General features: G+C 64.9%; 20 protein-coding genes. 10 read left to right on the top strand and 10 right to left on the bottom strand.

The genetic code is table 11. The features are described from left to right. Window position 1: 1 nt before the first annotated feature. Both fabZ and rpmE read left to right on the top strand, forming a co-directional pair. Window positions 2-484 carry a 3-hydroxyacyl-ACP dehydratase FabZ gene (gene fabZ, locus H5V43_RS02060; RefSeq protein WP_025547869.1) on the top strand — a complete coding sequence of 161 codons (483 nt, stop codon included), beginning with the start codon at window positions 2-4 and terminating at the stop codon, window positions 482-484. Between the two features lie 181 nt (window positions 485-665). After that, on the top strand, window positions 666-890 hold the full coding sequence (rpmE, locus tag H5V43_RS02065; protein ID WP_007687040.1) for a 50S ribosomal protein L31: 225 nt from the start codon (window positions 666-668) through the stop codon (window positions 888-890). 253 nt (window positions 891-1,143) lie between these two features. Here rpmE and aroB read toward each other — a convergent pair whose 3' ends face one another. Together aroB and H5V43_RS02075 are read right to left on the bottom strand one after the other, a co-directional pair. Next, complete coding sequence (gene aroB / locus H5V43_RS02070; RefSeq protein WP_193666734.1) at window positions 1,144-2,256, bottom strand: 3-dehydroquinate synthase; 1,113 nt, start codon at window positions 2,254-2,256, stop codon at window positions 1,144-1,146. Beyond that, entirely contained in the window at window positions 2,247-2,795 is a 549-nt protein-coding gene (locus tag H5V43_RS02075; protein ID WP_025547872.1) for a shikimate kinase, read from the bottom strand. Before H5V43_RS02075 ends, aroB begins: the two co-directional genes overlap by 10 nt. Window positions 2,796-2,889: 94 nt before the next feature. Between H5V43_RS02075 and H5V43_RS02080 the strand changes: the two genes are divergently transcribed. The 5 genes from H5V43_RS02080 to H5V43_RS02100 all read left to right on the top strand — a co-directional run bounded on the left by H5V43_RS02080 (window position 2,890) and on the right by H5V43_RS02100 (window position 8,329). Beyond that, window positions 2,890-3,078: a hypothetical protein gene (locus H5V43_RS02080; RefSeq protein WP_025547874.1), complete on the top strand. Its 189-nt coding sequence runs from the start codon at window positions 2,890-2,892 to the stop codon at window positions 3,076-3,078. Window positions 3,079-3,083: 5 nt separating this feature from the next. Beyond that, window positions 3,084-4,898: a hypothetical protein gene (locus H5V43_RS02085; RefSeq protein WP_193666735.1), complete on the top strand. Its 1,815-nt coding sequence runs from the start codon at window positions 3,084-3,086 to the stop codon at window positions 4,896-4,898. Then, window positions 4,898-5,815 carry a tyrosine recombinase gene (locus H5V43_RS02090; protein WP_025547876.1) on the top strand — a complete coding sequence of 306 codons (918 nt, stop codon included), beginning with the start codon at window positions 4,898-4,900 and terminating at the stop codon, window positions 5,813-5,815. Before H5V43_RS02085 ends, H5V43_RS02090 begins: the two co-directional genes overlap by 1 nt. A gap of 11 nt (window positions 5,816-5,826) precedes the next feature. Continuing rightward, the gene (locus tag H5V43_RS02095) at window positions 5,827-6,771 is read left to right on the top strand and encodes an acetyl-CoA carboxylase carboxyltransferase subunit alpha (RefSeq protein WP_025547878.1); all 945 of its coding nucleotides are present in this window, start codon (window positions 5,827-5,829) and stop codon (window positions 6,769-6,771) included. Window positions 6,772-6,850: 79 nt separating this feature from the next. Beyond that, window positions 6,851-8,329, top strand: coding sequence for a M48 family metalloprotease (locus tag H5V43_RS02100; RefSeq protein ID WP_025547879.1), 1,479 nt, complete (start codon window positions 6,851-6,853; stop codon window positions 8,327-8,329). Between the two features lie 68 nt (window positions 8,330-8,397). Here H5V43_RS02100 and H5V43_RS02105 read toward each other — a convergent pair whose 3' ends face one another. After that, window positions 8,398-8,559 carry a Flp family type IVb pilin gene (locus H5V43_RS02105; RefSeq protein WP_020821044.1) on the bottom strand — a complete coding sequence of 54 codons (162 nt, stop codon included), beginning with the start codon at window positions 8,557-8,559 and terminating at the stop codon, window positions 8,398-8,400. Window positions 8,560-8,697: 138 nt separating this feature from the next. Then, entirely contained in the window at window positions 8,698-8,883 is a 186-nt protein-coding gene (locus tag H5V43_RS02110; protein ID WP_007682781.1) for a Flp family type IVb pilin, read from the bottom strand. A gap of 78 nt (window positions 8,884-8,961) precedes the next feature. On the opposite strand from H5V43_RS02110, the gene H5V43_RS02115 reads away from it, so the two are divergent. Next, the gene (locus tag H5V43_RS02115; protein ID WP_025547880.1) at window positions 8,962-9,369 is read left to right on the top strand and encodes a (deoxy)nucleoside triphosphate pyrophosphohydrolase; all 408 of its coding nucleotides are present in this window, start codon (window positions 8,962-8,964) and stop codon (window positions 9,367-9,369) included. Between the two features lie 117 nt (window positions 9,370-9,486). Here H5V43_RS02115 and bfr read toward each other — a convergent pair whose 3' ends face one another. The 3 genes from bfr to H5V43_RS02130 all read right to left on the bottom strand — a co-directional run bounded on the left by bfr (window position 9,487) and on the right by H5V43_RS02130 (window position 11,585). Further along, entirely contained in the window at window positions 9,487-9,966 is a 480-nt protein-coding gene (gene bfr / locus H5V43_RS02120) for a bacterioferritin (RefSeq protein WP_025547881.1), read from the bottom strand. A gap of 150 nt (window positions 9,967-10,116) precedes the next feature. Beyond that, entirely contained in the window at window positions 10,117-10,287 is a 171-nt protein-coding gene (locus H5V43_RS02125; protein ID WP_025547882.1) for a (2Fe-2S)-binding protein, read from the bottom strand. Window positions 10,288-10,340: 53 nt separating this feature from the next. Next, window positions 10,341-11,585: a DUF418 domain-containing protein gene (locus H5V43_RS02130; protein ID WP_025547884.1), complete on the bottom strand. Its 1,245-nt coding sequence runs from the start codon at window positions 11,583-11,585 to the stop codon at window positions 10,341-10,343. Between the two features lie 61 nt (window positions 11,586-11,646). Here H5V43_RS02130 and H5V43_RS02135 point away from each other — a divergent pair, with 61 nt between their 5' ends. Further along, window positions 11,647-12,414 carry a methyltransferase domain-containing protein gene (locus tag H5V43_RS02135; RefSeq protein WP_025547886.1) on the top strand — a complete coding sequence of 256 codons (768 nt, stop codon included), beginning with the start codon at window positions 11,647-11,649 and terminating at the stop codon, window positions 12,412-12,414. A 14-nt stretch (window positions 12,415-12,428) separates the two neighbouring features. Here the strand turns inward: H5V43_RS02135 and H5V43_RS02140 are convergent, their stop codons facing one another. Together H5V43_RS02140 and H5V43_RS02145 are read right to left on the bottom strand one after the other, a co-directional pair. Beyond that, window positions 12,429-13,370: an IS110 family RNA-guided transposase gene (locus tag H5V43_RS02140; protein ID WP_193666736.1), complete on the bottom strand. Its 942-nt coding sequence runs from the start codon at window positions 13,368-13,370 to the stop codon at window positions 12,429-12,431. Window positions 13,371-13,611: 241 nt separating this feature from the next. Then, a complete protein-coding gene (locus tag H5V43_RS02145) occupies window positions 13,612-14,487 on the bottom strand; it encodes a LysR family transcriptional regulator (protein WP_025549295.1) in 876 nt (291 codons plus the stop codon). An 86-nt stretch (window positions 14,488-14,573) separates the two neighbouring features. On the opposite strand from H5V43_RS02145, the gene H5V43_RS02150 reads away from it, so the two are divergent. Next, window positions 14,574-15,719: an isovaleryl-CoA dehydrogenase gene (locus H5V43_RS02150; protein WP_025549294.1), complete on the top strand. Its 1,146-nt coding sequence runs from the start codon at window positions 14,574-14,576 to the stop codon at window positions 15,717-15,719. A gap of 55 nt (window positions 15,720-15,774) precedes the next feature. Here the strand turns inward: H5V43_RS02150 and H5V43_RS02155 are convergent, their stop codons facing one another. Beyond that, window positions 15,775-16,113, bottom strand: coding sequence for a DMT family protein (locus H5V43_RS02155; protein WP_025549293.1), 339 nt, complete (start codon window positions 16,111-16,113; stop codon window positions 15,775-15,777). Window positions 16,114-16,122: the final 9 nt, after the last annotated feature.

A 16,122-nucleotide genomic window follows, 5' to 3' on the forward strand; every position in this document is an offset into this window, starting at 1 on the left:
GATGACGGTTCAGTCTGACAATGCTGCCGCCGCCATCGGCCCCATCGATATTCGTGGGGTGATGGCGGCGTTGCCGCACCGTTATCCGATGCTGCTCGTCGACCGCGTGATTTCGCTCGTGCCGAACAGCACGATCCACGCGGTCAAGGCGGTGTCGATCAACGAGGATTTCTTCCAGGGGCATTTCCCCGGCCGGCCGATCATGCCCGGCGTATTGATCGTCGAAGCCATGGCGCAGGCCGCTGGCGTGCTGACGGTCGAAACCATGGACCTTCGCGGTTCGGGCAAGCTCGTCTATTTCATGAGCATCGACGGGGCGAAGTTCCGCAATCCGGTAGAACCGGGCTGCCTGCTAGACCTGCATGTCGATCTGGTCCAGATTCGCGGCCGCGTCTGCAAGTTCACGGGCAAGGCGATGGTCGAGGGCAAGCTCTGCGCCGAGGCCAGTTTCGTCGCGATGATTGCCGACCCGCCGGTGGACTGAAACGCGGCGGTGATCCCGACTTTCCCGCCACTTCCTCCCAAGCCGGAATGACGGGTCGACTGATACAGGGAACCGCCCGTTCTTCCCCTTGCTTTTGCGCGCATTCCCATGTAACCGCGCGCCTTCGCAGATTTTCGCATCCATGGCCGGTCGGAAACCGGCCCCTGAACGGAGCAGACCCATGAAGGCCGATACGCATCCCGATTACCACTTCATCACCGTCCAGATGACCGACGGCACGACGTTCCGCACCCGCTCGACCTGGGGCAAGGAAGGCGACACGCTGGCGCTCGACATCGATCCCAAGTCGCACCCGGCCTGGACCGGCGGCACCCGCCAGCTTGAGCAGGGCGGCCAGGTGGCACGCTTCAACAAGCGTTTCGGCGGCCTGACGCTGAAGAAGTAATCGGCCTTCAAGCGAAGGATAGGGAAGGGCGCCTCCTGGGGCGCCCTTTTATTTGGCTGGTAGAGGCGGGTTTTCGCCAGAAGCGGACATTGACGCTTGCCCTCCTCTTCAGGGGAGAGGGGCGTGCCTCACGCGCAGTCTCAGCCTATGGGCACTCCCCCCATCCCATCCTTCAAACGAGTTACATGCCTCGTTTGAACCTGAAGGGAAGGGGCTTAATGGTGGCTGACCATCCCTATCAGCCATCCGGGCATCATCCCGCCGCCATGCGATCCTCGTCCAGGAACGCGGCGACATCATCCAGCACGACATCCTTCGACAGGAAGGTCTGCCCGATTCCCCGCGCCAGCAGGAAGGGCAGGGTGCCTGCCGCCATCTTCTTGTCGTGCAGCATATGCGCGACCAGCGCCGCGCCGTCCGCCTTCACATGCGCGCTGGCGAGATCGTGCGGCAGGCCGACGGCCTTCAGATGCGCCGTCACCCGCTCCGCATCCTCCGCCGGGCACAGGCCGCGCCGCGCCGAATAGCGGAAGGCAAGAGCCATCCCCGCCGCGACGCCCTCGCCATGGAGCAGAAGATCCGAAAAGCCGGTATCCGCCTCCAGCGCATGGCCGAAGGTATGGCCAAGGTTCAGCAAGGCCCGCCGTCCGGATGTCTCCCGCTCGTCATCGGCAACAATGGCCGCCTTGGCCGCCACGCTGCGTTCGATGGCATATTCGCGGGCCTGGACGTCGCCGGACAGCAGCCTGTGCCCTTCCGCCTCGCACCAGGCGAAAAAGGCGGGATCGTCGATCAGGCCATATTTCACCACTTCGGCATAACCGGCCCGCGTCTCCCGCGCCGGCAGCGTGTCGAGCGTCGAGGGATCGATCAGCACCAGCGAGGGCTGGTAGAAGCTGCCGACCAGATTCTTGCCGGCCTTCGCATTGATCGCGGTCTTTCCGCCGACGGAACTGTCCACCTGCGCCAGCAATGTCGTGGGCACCTGGATGAAATGGCAGCCGCGTTTCAGGATCGAGGCGGCAAAGCCCACCAGATCGCCGATCACCCCGCCGCCGAGCGCCACCACATGGTCGCCGCGCTCTATCTCCAGCGCCAGCAGCGCATCGAGCAGCTCTTCAAGGTGGCGCCAGCTCTTGGTCTGCTCTCCCGGTGGCAGTACCACCGCTTCGACCGCCACATTGGCGGCCCGCAGGCTGGTCTCCAGGCGGGGCAGTTGCGCGGCGGCGACATGCCGATCGGTCACGACCACCAGCCGTCCCTTGCGCGCATAGCCTGCCAGATGCGTTGCCGCCCGGTCCAGCACGCCCTGTTCGATCAGAATGTCGTAGCTGCGCGAATCCAGCGCGACGCGGACTATGGCCATTGGGAAAGCTGCTCCATGATGCTGTCGACCGCCACGTCATGCGGCGCGGCGGCGCTTTTCACATGAATGGGGCAGAGTGCGTAAACCGGATTGCGGATCGCGGCCAGCTCGGTCAGCACGACGCGCGGGTCCTTGCCCTTCAGCAGCGGCCGTCCCTCGCGCCGCGACACCCGGTCGACCAGCGTGTCGATGTCGGCGTTCAGCCAGATCGCCAGCGCATGCTCCAGGATAAGCGCCCGCGTCTCTTCCTGCATGAAGGCGCCCCCGCCGGTCGCGATGACCTTGGGCTCCCCATCCATCAGCCGGGCGATCACCCGCCGTTCGCCATCGCGGAAATAGGCTTCGCCATAGCGTTCGAACATTTCGGTGATCGTCATGCCCGCGGCCTTTTCGATCTCCTCGTCCGCATCGACGAAGCCCACGCCGAGCCGCGCCGCCAGCCGACGCCCGACGGTCGATTTGCCCACGCCCATCATGCCCACCAGGACGATGGGGCCGCGCTTCGCTTGCGCATTGGCGGATTTGCTGTTTCGCTGCATGGCGAGCGGGGCTATACATCCCCGCGTCGACAAGGCAAATCGCAACTTTCCTTCAGCTTTGACCCAGCCAGAATAGCCAGCCAGAACAGGACTCATGAAGCGCAACCGTTCCTACAGCAGTTTTGAGGGCAGCTCCCGGCGCCGCAAGGCGTCCCTGCCGATCATCCCCATCATTGCGGTCCTTGTGCTGGCGGGGATTATCGCCCTGCTCTGGTCGCGCGGCGGCGAAAAGCCGCAGGCCCGCGTGGAAAAGGTCATTCCCGCCGAAAAGCTGGGCCAGTAAACGGCATGGCGCAACGGCGGGTGAATGCGAAATGGGCGCTGGGCACGCTTGCGCTCGCTCTGGCGCTGCCGGTGGTGGCGCAGGAGACGCCCGAATCGCTCCTGCCGCCCGGCTTCGGCGATGCGCCCGAAACGCCGCAACCCGGCACGCAGCCGCCGCGCCCCGCCCCGGGCACGCCCGCGCCGCCTGTCGGCTCCACGCCCGCCACGCCCATCGTGCCGCCCAGCTTCGCCATCACGGACGAGGCCGGGGACAATGCGGCGGAACCGATGAGCGAGGAGGAGCTGGCCGCCGAAAAGCAGAAATACGACCTGCCGGAAAACGCCCATCGCTCACTCGATCGCGTTGGGCCGCTGACGCCGGAGCAGCGGGGGCTGGCTCCCAATGCCTTTGGCGCGCAGTCGGGCCAGTTCCTTGCTGCATTGATGAAGGAAACGCGGGCGCCGATCACCTCCCGCTGGGCGTCGATCCTGCTGCGCCGGGCGCTCTTGTCCGCGACCGATACGCCCCGCGACATCGACGGCGCCGATTGGGTCGCCGAACGCGCCTGGCTGCTGCTGCGCATGGGGGAGGCGGACAGCGCCCGCCTGCTGGTGCAGAGCGTCGATTCCGACCGGTTCACCCCCCGCCTCTATGCCATCGCCATGCAGACCTATCTGGCGACGGCCGATCCGGCGGGACTGTGTCCGCTGTCGGCGGGCGCGCTGCGGTTCAGCAAGGAGCCGGGCTGGGACATGACGCGCGCCATATGCCCGGCGCTTTCAGGGGATCAGGGTTCGGCCAGCGGGGCGCTCAACCAGGCGCAACGGCGGGGCGTGGTGCGCGGCATCGACTATCGGCTGGCGGAAAAGGTCGTGGGCACCGGATTCAACGCCCGCAGGTCGGTGAAGATCGAATGGGACGCGGTGGACCGGCTGACGGCCTGGCGTTTCGGCCTCGCGACGGCGCTCAATGTCGAGATACCCGATGATCTCTATGCCACGGCCGGGCCCCATGTCCGCGCCTGGGAAGCGCGTGCCCCTGCCTTGTCCGCCGTTCGTCGCCTGCCGGGCGCAGAGGTGGCGGCTCGGCTCGGCGTCTTTTCCTCGCAGGCGCTGGTTGGCTTCTACAGCCAGTTGCAATCCGACGGCGAGGTGCCCGCCAATGCGGCCGACCGGGTGGACGCGCTGCGCACCGCCTATGCCGGATCGGGGACGGACGAGCGGCTCCAGGCGATGCGGACAGTTTGGCAGAATGAGGCGCGGCCGGATTTCGTCGGCTTGATCGCGACGGCGCGGGCAGCCGCGGCGCTGCCGGTTTCGGAGATGAGCGCGCGCGATGCCGCCAATCTGGTCGCGGCCATGTTCACCGCCGGCTATGACCGCAGCGCGGCGCAGTGGTCGCGGCTTGCGGCGCAGGCGGACGGTGACGGCGCGGCCGACCTTTGGGCCTTGCTGGCGGTCGGTGCGCCGAGCGCGGTGGTGGAGATCGGGTCGGGACGGGTTTCCTCCTTCGCCAAGGATGCCGATCCCCACAAGGCGCAGATGCTGATCGCCGCGCTGGCGGGACTGTCGCGGCTCAATGCGCAGGACGGTGCGGCCCTGGCGCAGGATCATGGTTTCGATCTGGCTGCCGCCAGCCGCTGGTCGCGCGCCATCGATGCGGCGGCCGGCCGGGGCGAGAAGGGCAGCGTCGCGCTGCTGGCGGCGGTCGGCATGCAGACCGCCGACTGGAACCGGCTCCCGGCCTTCCACCTCTACCACATCGTCGCGGCACTGCATCGGGTCGGGCTGGACCCCGAAGCCCGGATGATCGCCGCGGAGGCGATGACGCGGCTCTGATGGGAGAGGATGCCGCGCTTATCGACCGCTTTCTGGAAATGATGGCGGCCGAACGGGGTGCCTCGCGCAACACGCTGCTGGCCTATCGCGCGGACCTGCAGGGGGCGGCGGACCTTGTCGGCGGCCTGGCGGTCGCCACCAAGGATGGCCTGGCGGAACTGGCGACGGCCTGGGCGGAACTGGCGGCCTCTTCCGTCGCCCGCAAGTCTTCCGCCCTGCGCGCCTTCTACGCCTTTCTGGAGGAGGAGGGGCTGCGCGCCGATAATCCTTCCGCTGCCCTGCCGCGTCCCGTCACCCGCCGGCCGCTGCCAAAGATCCTTTCGACGGGCGAGGTCGAATCCCTGTTCGCCCTGATCGCGGCGAAGCTGGCTGTCGAGCATCCCGCGCCGCTGGACCTGCGGCTGTCCGCGCTGATCGAGCTGCTTTACGGATCGGGGCTGCGGGCGACGGAACTGGTGTCGCTGCCGCGCCGCGCCCTGGCATCCGATCGGCCCTTCCTGATCCTGAGGGGGAAGGGCGGGCGCGAGCGGCTGGTGCCGATTTCAGACCGCGCCCGCGCCGCCGTGGCGGCCTGGCTGCCGCATGTTCCGGCCGACAGCCCCTGGCTCTTTCCGTCGGGCAAGAGCCATGTCAGCCGGATTCGCCTCTATCAGATGGTGAAGGCGCTGGCCGCCGCTGCCGGCATCGCGCCAGATCGGGTCAGCCCCCATGTGCTGCGCCATGCCTTCGCCACGCATTTGCTGGAAGGCGGGGCGGACCTGCGCGCGCTGCAATCCATGCTGGGTCATGCCGACATCGGCACCACGCAAATCTATACCCATGTCGACAGCCGCAGGCTGGTCGAACTGGTCAACAGCCGCCATCCGCTGGCTTCCATGACGCATCGGCGCGTTGACGGCGAAGCGTCTGCGCCCTAACGCCATGCGCCATGGTTAGTTTTCTCGAATTCGAAAAGCCGATTGCCGAACTGGAAGCGCGCATCATCGAATTGCGCGCGACCGCCAATGCGGGCGACATCGACATCAGCGGCGAGATCGACAAGCTGGAGCAGCGCGCCTCCAAAATGCTGGTCGACACCTATGCGAAGCTGTCGCCCTGGCAGAAGACGCAGGTCGCCCGCCATCCCGACCGTCCGCATTTCAAGGATTATGTCGCGGGCATGTTCGACAATTTCATGCCCCTGGCCGGCGACCGCGCCTTTGCCGACGATCAGGCGATCATCGGCGGTTTCGCCACGCTGGGCGAGCGGCGCGTGGTGGTGATCGGCCATGAGAAGGGGGACGATACCGCAAGCCGCGTCCGCCATAATTTCGGCATGGCCAAGCCGGAGGGCTACCGCAAGGCGATCCGCCTGATGCAGCTGGCCGACCGTTTCGGCCTGCCGGTGGTGACGCTGGTCGATACGTCGGGCGCTTTCCCCGGCGTGCAGGCGGAGGAGCGCGGTCAGGCGGAGGCGATCGCCCGTTCGACGGAACAATGCCTGGCGCTGGGCGTGCCGATGGTGGCCGCCGTGGTGGGTGAGGGCGGCTCCGGCGGTGCGGTGGCGCTGGCGGCGGCCAATCGCGTGCTGATGTTCGAACATGCCGTCTATTCGGTGATCTCTCCCGAAGGTTGCGCCTCCATCCTCTGGCGCACGGCGGAAAAGGCGAGCGACGCCGCGACCGCCATGCAAGTGACGGCGCAGCATCTGAAGGCGCTTGGCGTCATCGACCGGATCGTGCCGGAGCCGGTCGGCGGCGCCCATCGCGAGCCGGTGCAGGCCATCGCCAATCTGGGCGCGGCGATCGGGGAGGAACTGGATTCGCTCTCGGGTCTTGGCGGCGATGCGCTGCGTACCGATCGCGCCGACAAGTTTCTGGCGATAGGCGTCTGACCGCGCGATCCTCTGTTTCGGGGAACATCCGCCTGCTATTGCTCGTTACGCGAAGGTAACAGGGGTAGCAGGAGGCGCCGTGAAACGAACATCATCTCTGGCTCTCGCCAGGCTGGGCCTGATCGTCCTGGCAGCCGCGCCGTCCGCAGACGGCCAGCAGCGGGCGATTCGTACGGTTTCGTCGATCAGTCCGCAGGAAAAGGAAGCGGGCGCCAAGCAGCATCCCCAGCTTCTCAACGAATTTGGCGGCGCCTATGCCGGGCCGCAGGCGAAATATGTGGAGGGCGTGGGTCGACGCATCGCGGTCCAGTCCGGCCTGTCCAATGCCCAGGGGGATTTCACCGTCACCCTGCTCAATTCGCCGGTAAACAACGCCTTCGCCATTCCCGGCGGCTATGTCTATGTGACGCGCCAGCTCATGGCGCTGATGAACGACGAGGCGGAGCTGGCCGGCGTACTCGGTCATGAGATCGGCCATGTCGCGGCGCAGCATGGCCAGAGGCGGCAGCAGGCGGCGCAGCGCAACGCCATTGGCGGCACCCTGTTGCAGGTGCTGACGGGCGCTCTGCTGGGCGATTCGGCGCTCACCGGCATGTTGCAGAAGGGGATCGGACAAGGCAGCCAGTTGCTGACGCTCAAATTCTCGCGCAGCCAGGAATATGAGGCGGACGATCTGGGTATCCGCTATCTTGCGTCGGGCGGTTACGATCCCAAGGCCCTGTCATCCATGCTGGCCTCGCTCGCGGCGCAGAGCAGCCTGGATGCCCGGGTCGCCGGCAGCTCCCGTTCGGTGCCGGAATGGGCAAGCACCCATCCCGACCCCGCCTCGCGCGTTGGCCGCGCGTCACGCAATGCAGCCGGCAGCGGCTCGACCAGCACGGTCCGCAACCGGGACGCGTTCCTGAACGCCCTCAACGGCGTTCTCTATGGCGACGATCCGAAACAGGGCGTGATCGAGGGCAGCCGCTTCCGCCATCCCGATTTGCGGGTCAGCTTCACCGCGCCATCGGGCTTCGGCATGGAAAATGGCGCGAGCGCCGTCAGCGTCGTGGGGTCGGGCGGCCAGGCGCAGTTCAGCGCCGCTCCCTATTCGGGCGATCTGTCCGCCTATATCGACTCAGTGTTCGCGAAGCTGGGCGGCGGCAATGGCGGCGTTCGGGCCGGAGAGGTGCGGCGCACCACCGTCAACGGCCTGCCCGCAGCCTGGCGCACCGTTCGCGCCAGCACCCAGTCCAGCCAGGTGGATGCGACGGTTTTCGCTTATGATTTCGGCGGCGGGAAAGCCTATCATTTCCTGCTGCTGACGGCGGCGGGGCAGGGGATCGGTCCCTTTTCCACCATGGTGCAGTCGGTACAACGTCTTTCGGCCCAGGACGCGGCGGCGATCAAGCCTCGCCGGGTCGATGTCGTGACTGTAAAGGCTGGCGACACCGTCCAGTCCCTGGCCAGGCGCATGGCCTATACGGATTATCCGCTGGACCGGTTCCTGACGATCAACGCCCTGACGGCGAATAGCGTGCTGCGTCCCGGGCAGCGGGTCAAGATCGTGACCTGGTGAAGCTGGGTGCAATGAAAAGGGCGACGGAATTGCTTCCGTCGCCCTTTTTTCGTCAATGTGGTTCGAGCTTACTTCAGGTTGCCCGAAACATTGTTGAAGGTGTTGCCGAGCTTGCCGCCCAGGCTGGTCATGGCGCCGATGGCGGCGACGGCGATGAGCGCGGCGATCAGGCCATATTCAATGGCGGTCGCACCCTTTTCATTCTTCATCATCTTGCGGATGAACTGCATTGGAAGTCTCCTTGCGTCAAATTTCACGTTTAACTACCCGGCCGCCCCCCGCTTGGAATGAAGGTCAGCTTGGGACGGTGTAGAGAGTGCGGGTTGATAAAGATTTAATGGAGCGCAGCAGGTGTCAGACATAAATGGTTAATGCGCTAGGACTTCCGTCGCGACATTGTTCCACATGCCGATGGTCTTGTTGGCGACGTTGGACAGGGCACTGACTATGGCCAGGCAGATGAGGGCGAGGATCAACCCATATTCCACCGCCGTCGCTCCGCGCTGGCAGTAGATCAGCTTCCAGAAGCTGAAATTTTTGAATAATGCCCGCATGCCGCACCCCATTTACACACAGCCCCGGATGCCCTTGTAAAAGGGGCAGAGTTAACAAACCCCTCAAGCGGAACCATTATGACGATAATTTCTCCTCTGCTGGTGGTCGCCGCCGCCCTGGTCGACGCGGATGGCCGCGTGCTGTTGCAGCAGCGGCCGCCAGGCAAGCCGATGGCGCATCTCTGGGAGTTTCCCGGTGGCAAGGTCGAGCCGGGGGAAGCGCCTGAAACCGCGCTGATCCGGGAACTGGAGGAGGAATTGGGCATTCGCACCCATGCGAGCTGCCTGGCGCCCGCGACCTTCGCGAGCGAGCCGCTGGGCGACCGCCATCTGCTGCTGCTGCTCTATGTCTGCCGCAAGTGGCAAGGAATAGCGGAAGCGCGTCATGCGACCGCGCTGCAATGGGTCAGGCCGGCGCAAATGTATGCGCTGGAGATGCCGCCGGCCGACCTGCCGCTGATCGGTTTGCTCGATTCGCTGATTTAAATGGGCTGAATGACGCCTGCTCCCGTCTTCGCATGAGCACAATGTCATTCCCACCGCTGATCCGAAGCGTCAGTGGCGGGGCAGGCATGCCGGATAGGCCCGCCCGCCCGTGATCCCTTATTCTTCCGCAGCCTTGCTCTGCAGCTGGATATAGTTCTGGATGCCCATGCGCTCGATCATCTCGAACTGGGTTTCCAGCGTGTCGACATGCTCTTCCTCGCTTTCGAGGATATGCTGGAACAGGTCCCGGCTCACATAGTCACGGATCGATTCGCAATAGGCGATGGCGTCCTTCAGCACCGGCAGGGCTTCATATTCCAACTCGAGGTCGGCTTTCAGGATTTCTTCCACCGTTTCCCCAATCTTCAGCCGGCCGAGCAACTGGAAGTTGGGCAGGCCGTCAAGGAACAGAATGCGCTCCGCCAGCTTGTCCGCATGCTTCATCTCATCGATGGATTCTTCATATTCGAACTTGGCCAGCTTCTCGATGCCCCAATGATTCAGCATGCGATAGTGGAGGAAATATTGATTGATCGCGGTCAACTCGTTCTTGAGCACCTCGTTCAGATATTCGATAACCTTGGCGTCGCCCTTCATGGCGTTCTTCTCCGGCTGTAGGGGAAAGTGCCGGGATCATAAGCGTTCGGCTTGCGTTTGTTAATCCGCAAAGCCGCGGAAATCCGCCATTTTCTGCTACGCTATTGCGTCAGGTTCGCGTCAATCCGATGCGCTTGCTTCGCAATGGCTTCAAATGGAGGCGCGCTCCGCCGCGATGATCGTGCGGGCGAAGGGCACGCACTGGCCGCATTTCGGCCGCCGGCCAAGGCGCGCATAGGCGCTGCAAGGGGTTGCGCAACCTTCACGGGCGACCTCTTTCAGGTCCTTTTCACGGATGGCATTGCAGACACAGACAACCATGCAAATCTCCTGAGGGGGAGATAGCGCAGATGATAATAGGTCGCAATAGGAATTCAGGCGCTGTTGCGAATCTTTTGCGTTTGGCCGCGGGCAAGGCTGCGCCACAGCCACTCCGCCGGGCCAAGGGCGAATCGGCGTTGCCAGAGGGGTGACCAGATCAGCATCGTCGCCCATGCCGCGATCACGAACAGCGGCAGCCTATGGTGCGGAACCTGGCCGAACAGTCCCAGTCCCCAGCCATAGAAGATCCCGCACATGATGAGGCTGCTGCCCAGATAGTTGCTGAGCGCCAGTCGGCCGACGGCCGCGATGCGCCCGGTCAACGATGCGGCAGGGTGGCGTGTGAACAGCCACAGGACCAGGGCCGCCCACCCGACAGCAAGCGGGATGCGGAAGGGGAAGGACCAGGCCAATACCGATCCCAATGCCGTGAGCGGAGCGAACCGGCTGGAAACGATCCACGCCGCCAGCGCCGCCATCGGAATCAGCCCGATCAGGAAGCAGTGCCGCGCCGTCCGCCAATATTGCTCCGCCTCCCAACGGCCGGTGAGGAAACCGCCCTTCAACATCGCCATGCCCAGCAGCATGAACCCCAGCGTATCGAATGCGACGAATGGCAGGGTCGTGAGCCACTGTCCGCCGAACAGGGCGACATGATGGAGGAGGACGCCGCCATAGCCGCCGCGATAGACCCTATATTCGCTGCTGATGGCCGCGTGGTCCGGATCGGAAAGCGAAGCGACGAAATCGGCGAAACCCGCACTGACATGGCCGGGAGCATCGGGTGCGGCGGCGGCATGGCCCCAGGCATAGAGCGTGCCGATGAAGCCTGCACAGATCAGGAAATGCGCCAGGAAGAAGAAAAAGGCCCATTTGACGAGCGCCAGCGGCTCCCTGCGCGCGAATGGCAGCGCCGCCAGCCCGACCAGCGCATAGATCATCAATATGTCGCCCCACCACAGCAGCAGGTAATGGGCAAGGCCGAAGACGAACAGCCAGCCGGCCCGGATCATCTGCGCCCGCCGTCCGTCGCGTCCGGCCATTTCCTCCCGGTCGATCAGCAGCAGCATCGACGCGCCGAACAGCATGGAGAACAGCGCCCGCATCTTGCCGTCCACCAACAGGAAGCTGACGGTCCAGAAGGCGATGTCTCCTGTCGACAGCGGCCCCGCCGCCGCGGGGTTGAAATAGGCCTGTTCGGGCAGGGCGAAGGCCGCGATGTTCATCCAGAGGATTCCCATGACCGCGCAGCCGCGCAGAACGTCCATGGCGGGAATCCGGGCGGAAAGGGCGGTCATCGGTCGGCGCGGTCCTTGAAAGACTGGAAAAGAGAGTGCGGCTCTGTCAATGCGACTAGCCATGAACGGCCACCGCAAGCAACGAATAAGCGACGCTTTCGGCGCGGCTGCGGGGCATTATGACGATCATGCCGGGCCGCAGCGGCTGGCCGCCGCGCTGGTGGCCGATCTTGCGCAGCGGCAGAGGCCCGGCGGGGTCGGCCGGATATTGGAGATCGGCTGCGGCACGGGCTTTCTGACACGCGACATCCAGGCGCGCTGGCCGGGCGCCGAACTGGTGGTGACGGATCTGTCGCCGGACATGCTGGCCCGCGCCGCCACGGGCGGACTGGTTGCGGGCACTTTCCTGGCGATGGATGGGGAAGCGCCGATCTTCGAGGGCGAATGGTTCGACCTCATTCTTTCCAGCCTGGCCTTTCAATGGTTCGACGATCTGGAAAGCGCGATCGCACGGTTGGCGGGATTGCTGCGCCCGGGGGGCAGCCTGCTTTTCTCGACCATGGGGCAGGGCAGCTTCGCCCGCTGGCGTTCGGCGCATCAGGCCGCCGGATTGAGGCCGGGCATTCCCGACTATCCTTCGCTGCCCGCATTGCGGTCCATGCTGGCGCCCTATGAGGACGCCTTCGCCTTCGATGAGGAATATGCCCTGCCATGCGGCGGCGCAAAGGGTTTGATCGCCCATCTCAAGGGCATCGGCGCCGTGGTGCCGAGCGAGGGGAGAAAGCCGCTTCCTCCCCGCGACCTGCGCCGCGTCATGGCGGCCTTCGAAGAGGACGGCGGCGATGACGTCTATCAGATATTGTTCGGCCGGGTGACGCGCGCCGGTTAGAGTATCCGTGATGATCAAGCTGGAGATTGCGTCCAGCATCGATCGGCTTTGAGCATGGCGTTCGCGGTGACGACGAGCTTTCGCATGACGGCGGTGATGGCGATCTTGGCGGGCTTGCCGGCAGTAACGAGCTGCTGATATTTTGCCTTGAGATCGGGATTGTACCGGGCGGCGACGAGGGCCGGCATATAGAGAGCCTGCCGCACGTTGGCGCGTCCGCCGCGGATGAAGCTCTTGCCTTTCCATTGTCCGGACTGTCGAGCGACGGGGGCGAGACCGGCGAGGGATGCGGCCTGCTTGTTCTCGAGGCTGCCGAGTTCGGGCATGGTGGCGATGAGCTGGTTGGCGGTCAGCGTTCCGACGCCGGCGATGCTGGTGAGGATCTCATGCCGGCGGGCGAGCGCGGCATCGGCGGCGATCAGGTTGGTGATCTCGGTATCGAGCGCCTCGATATGCCGTTCGATCTGCTCGAGCCGCTGCCGGCACTGGCGCTTGAGGAAGGCGATGGTGAGGTTCTTCTCGCGATTCTTGAGCGCGGTGCGATCGCGCACGAGGCCGTCTCGGGCATTGATGAGCTCCGCTATCTGCGCCTGCTGTGCGCTTCGAGCGGGTCTGACCGGCGGCTGCAAGGTGGCCGCCATACGGGCCAGCAACATGGCATCGATGCGATCGGTCTTGGCCAGAATGCCAGTCGCCTGGGCGAAGCGCCGGGCGCGCTCCGGGTTGAGCTTCACGCAGGGCCAGTCGGCCAGAGCCGCCTCCAGCGCCCGATGATAGGTGCCCGTTGCCTCATAGGCGATCCGCTCGACCGGCCATTGTCGCAGCCAGGCGATCAGTGCCTTGTGGCCCTTGGCCGTGTTGGTGAACTGGCGCTCGACGCCGATGGGGTGAGCATAGCAATCGAGGCTCGCTTTGGAGATGTCGATGCCGATCGTCTGTGGTAGATTGTCGCTCATCTTTTCCGCTGTCCCATGCTTGTCATCCGGGTCCAAAACCCCGGTATCCGTTCGGGCCGACACGAAAAGAAAGGGGCGATCCTACTCTAACCCGGTCCCACAACGACCGGCGCTTTCACGATCCGTCCCCTTCCGCCCGGGCCGGGGTGGCCACCCCGGCCCGGGCAATCCAGCATGACCCAAACGGACCGCAATGTCATAAGACAAGCGTTTTTCCAAGCAGATGGAATCATCTGCTGCCCTAGATACGGAGGCCTTCCGCCCCCAAGGACGCCTCCAGCGCCCTGAGCATCGGCGCTTCCCGCAGCCCCGCCGCTCGCGCGCCATAGAGAAGTCCGACATTCCTCCGCTCACCGAAATCCTTGAGCGCGACCCGCGCCATGCCCGGCCAGCGGTAGCTTTCGGGCATGACCGTTATGCCCAGCCCCGCCGCGACCATCTGCATCACGCGCTCGTCATTGGTCGAGCGCAAGGCGAAATGCGGGCGGACGCCGCGATCGACGAAATAGCGGCTGGTGGCGGAGAGCGCCTCGCAATGGCGGCGCACGATCATCGTTTCGGAGGCGAGTTCTTCGGCAGCCACCACGGCTCTCCCGGCCAGCGGATGGCCGGCGGCCATGGCGATGCCATAGCCTTCCTCTATAACCGATTGCGTCAGGAAGCGGTCCGCGCCCGGCCTGATCAGGGTGAGCGCCACGTCGATCCGCTCCGCGTCCAGGCGCCCCAGCAATTCCCGCTCGCTGCCGGGGATGATCTCGATCCTGCCTTCCTTGGCCATGGCGCGGTCCGCAACGGCGCGGGCGACCAGCTCGCCTGCTATGCTCAGCAGCACGCCGATGCGCAGCACCGGGGCCTGCTCCGCCTTTGCCCCCGCCAGTTCCGCCAGGTTGAATTCGCGCTCGATCCGCCGGGCATGGGTCAGCAGGCGGGCTCCGGCTTCGGTCAGTTCGACCCGCTGGTTGCTGCGCAGGAAAAGCGGAGCGCCCACCGTCTGTTCCAGCTTGGAGATGCCCACGGACAAAGTCGGCTGCGACACCAGGCAGTGCGCGGCCGCGCGGGAGAAATTGCCATGGTCCACAACAGCCAGGAAATAGCGGAGCAAATAGCGTTCGATCATAGACAGAAACTATACACTATCCTGCGCCGTTTCAATTTTTCTTGGCGGTTGTTGAACGATAGGATGCGCGGCAAGGAGAGCTTGCCATGACTGATTTCGACTTCGCGCTGGGTGAAAATGCGGAGATGATCCGCGAGACGACCGCCCGTTTCGCCGCCGACCGCATCGCGCCTCTGGCCGCGGAAATCGACGCCAGGGATTGGTTCCCGCGCGACCTGTGGCCGGAAATGGGCGCGCTGGGCCTGCACGGCGTCACCGTGGAGGAAGCCGATGGCGGCCTTGGCCTCGGCTATCTGGAGCATGTGGTTGCACAGGAGGAAGTGGCGCGGGCTTCCGCCTCCATAGGCCTCAGCTATGGCGCGCACTCCAATCTCTGCGTCAACCAGATCCGCCGCTGGGCCACGCCGGAGCAGAAGGCGCGCTATCTGCCCAAGCTGATCTCCGGCGAGCATGTCGGATCGCTCGCCATGTCGGAGGCGGGAGCAGGGTCGGACGTCGTCTCGATGAAGCTGCGCGCGGAGAAGCGCGGCGACCGCTATGTCCTCAACGGCACCAAATTCTGGATCACCAACGCCACTTATGCCGACACGCTTGTCGTCTATGCCAAGACCGGCGAAGGGTCGCGCGGCATCACCGCCTTCCTGATCGAGAAGGATTTCAAGGGCTTCTCCATCGGGCAGAAGATCGACAAGGTGGGCATGCGCGGATCGCCCACCGCTGAACTGGTCTTCGACGATTGCGAAGTGCCGGAGGAAAACATCATGGGCCCGCTCAACGGCGGCGTCGGCGTGCTGATGTCGGGCCTCGACTATGAGCGGGCGGTGCTGTCGGGCATCCAGCTCGGCATCATGCAGGCCTGTCTCGACGTGGTGCTGCCCTATGTGCGGGAGCGCAAGCAGTTCGGCCAGCCCATCGGCGCGTTCCAGCTCATGCAGGCCAAGGTCGCGGACATGTATGTCGCGCTCAATTCGGCGCGGGCCTATGTCTATGCCGTGGCGCAGGCCTGCGACCGGGGCAGGACAACCCGCTTCGACGCGGCGGGCGCGATCCTGCTGGCCAGCGAGAATGCGATGAAGGTGTCGCTGGAGGCGGTGCAGGCGCTGGGCGGCGCGGGCTATACGAAGGATTGGCCGGTCGAGCGCTACATGCGCGACGCCAAGCTGCTGGACATCGGCGCGGGAACGAACGAAATCCGCCGCATGCTGATCGGCCGCGAACTGATCGGCGTGTGAATGTGCCCCTGCCGTCCGAACTGGGCTCCTGCCTCCGCAAGAGCGGGCAACTCTCTCATGACCGCCCCACGAACAGGAAGCCCACCGCCGCCATGATGCAGAGGAAAGCGGCCAGATGGCGCCAGTGCAGCGGCTCGCCCAGCACCGTCACCATGAATCCGCCGAAGATCAGCAGCGCAATGGCCTCCTGCGCGATCTTGAGCTGGCCCGCGCTCCACCCATGGGCAAAGCCGATGCGGTTGGCGGGCACGGCGAAGCAATATTCGACGAAGGCGATGCCCCAACTGATCAGGATGACCGCGAAAAGGGGCTTATTCATCCCGCCTTTCAGGTGCCAATACCAGGCGGTGGTCATGAACAGGTTGGATATGGTGAGGAGCAGGATGGTAGGCATGGATGACCC

The organism is Sphingobium fuliginis (genome assembly GCF_015074805.1).
Lineage (GTDB): Bacteria > Pseudomonadota > Alphaproteobacteria > Sphingomonadales > Sphingomonadaceae > Sphingobium > Sphingobium fuliginis.

Bases quoted from the DNA above. Each gene is read 5' to 3' on its own strand.
- fabZ (WP_025547869.1), top strand. From the start codon at position 2: ATGACGGTTCAGTCTGACAATGCTGCCGCCGCCATCGGCCCCATCGAT.
- rpmE (WP_007687040.1), top strand. From the start codon at position 666: ATGAAGGCCGATACGCATCCCGATTACCACTTCATCACCGTCCAGATG.
- aroB (WP_193666734.1), bottom strand. From the start codon at position 2,256: ATGGCCATAGTCCGCGTCGCGCTGGATTCGCGCAGCTACGACATTCTG.
- H5V43_RS02075 (WP_025547872.1), bottom strand. From the start codon at position 2,795: ATGCAGCGAAACAGCAAATCCGCCAATGCGCAAGCGAAGCGCGGCCCC.
- H5V43_RS02080 (WP_025547874.1), top strand. From the start codon at position 2,890: ATGAAGCGCAACCGTTCCTACAGCAGTTTTGAGGGCAGCTCCCGGCGC.
- H5V43_RS02085 (WP_193666735.1), top strand. From the start codon at position 3,084: ATGGCGCAACGGCGGGTGAATGCGAAATGGGCGCTGGGCACGCTTGCG.
- H5V43_RS02090 (WP_025547876.1), top strand. From the start codon at position 4,898: ATGGGAGAGGATGCCGCGCTTATCGACCGCTTTCTGGAAATGATGGCG.
- H5V43_RS02095 (WP_025547878.1), top strand. From the start codon at position 5,827: ATGGTTAGTTTTCTCGAATTCGAAAAGCCGATTGCCGAACTGGAAGCG.
- H5V43_RS02105 (WP_020821044.1), bottom strand. From the start codon at position 8,559: ATGCAGTTCATCCGCAAGATGATGAAGAATGAAAAGGGTGCGACCGCC.
- H5V43_RS02110 (WP_007682781.1), bottom strand. From the start codon at position 8,883: ATGCGGGCATTATTCAAAAATTTCAGCTTCTGGAAGCTGATCTACTGC.
- H5V43_RS02115 (WP_025547880.1), top strand. From the start codon at position 8,962: ATGACGATAATTTCTCCTCTGCTGGTGGTCGCCGCCGCCCTGGTCGAC.
- bfr (WP_025547881.1), bottom strand. From the start codon at position 9,966: ATGAAGGGCGACGCCAAGGTTATCGAATATCTGAACGAGGTGCTCAAG.
- H5V43_RS02125 (WP_025547882.1), bottom strand. From the start codon at position 10,287: ATGGTTGTCTGTGTCTGCAATGCCATCCGTGAAAAGGACCTGAAAGAG.
- H5V43_RS02130 (WP_025547884.1), bottom strand. From the start codon at position 11,585: ATGACCGCCCTTTCCGCCCGGATTCCCGCCATGGACGTTCTGCGCGGC.
- H5V43_RS02135 (WP_025547886.1), top strand. From the start codon at position 11,647: ATGAACGGCCACCGCAAGCAACGAATAAGCGACGCTTTCGGCGCGGCT.
- H5V43_RS02140 (WP_193666736.1), bottom strand. From the start codon at position 13,370: ATGAGCGACAATCTACCACAGACGATCGGCATCGACATCTCCAAAGCG.
- H5V43_RS02145 (WP_025549295.1), bottom strand. From the start codon at position 14,487: ATGATCGAACGCTATTTGCTCCGCTATTTCCTGGCTGTTGTGGACCAT.
- H5V43_RS02150 (WP_025549294.1), top strand. From the start codon at position 14,574: ATGACTGATTTCGACTTCGCGCTGGGTGAAAATGCGGAGATGATCCGC.
- H5V43_RS02155 (WP_025549293.1), bottom strand. From the start codon at position 16,113: ATGCCTACCATCCTGCTCCTCACCATATCCAACCTGTTCATGACCACC.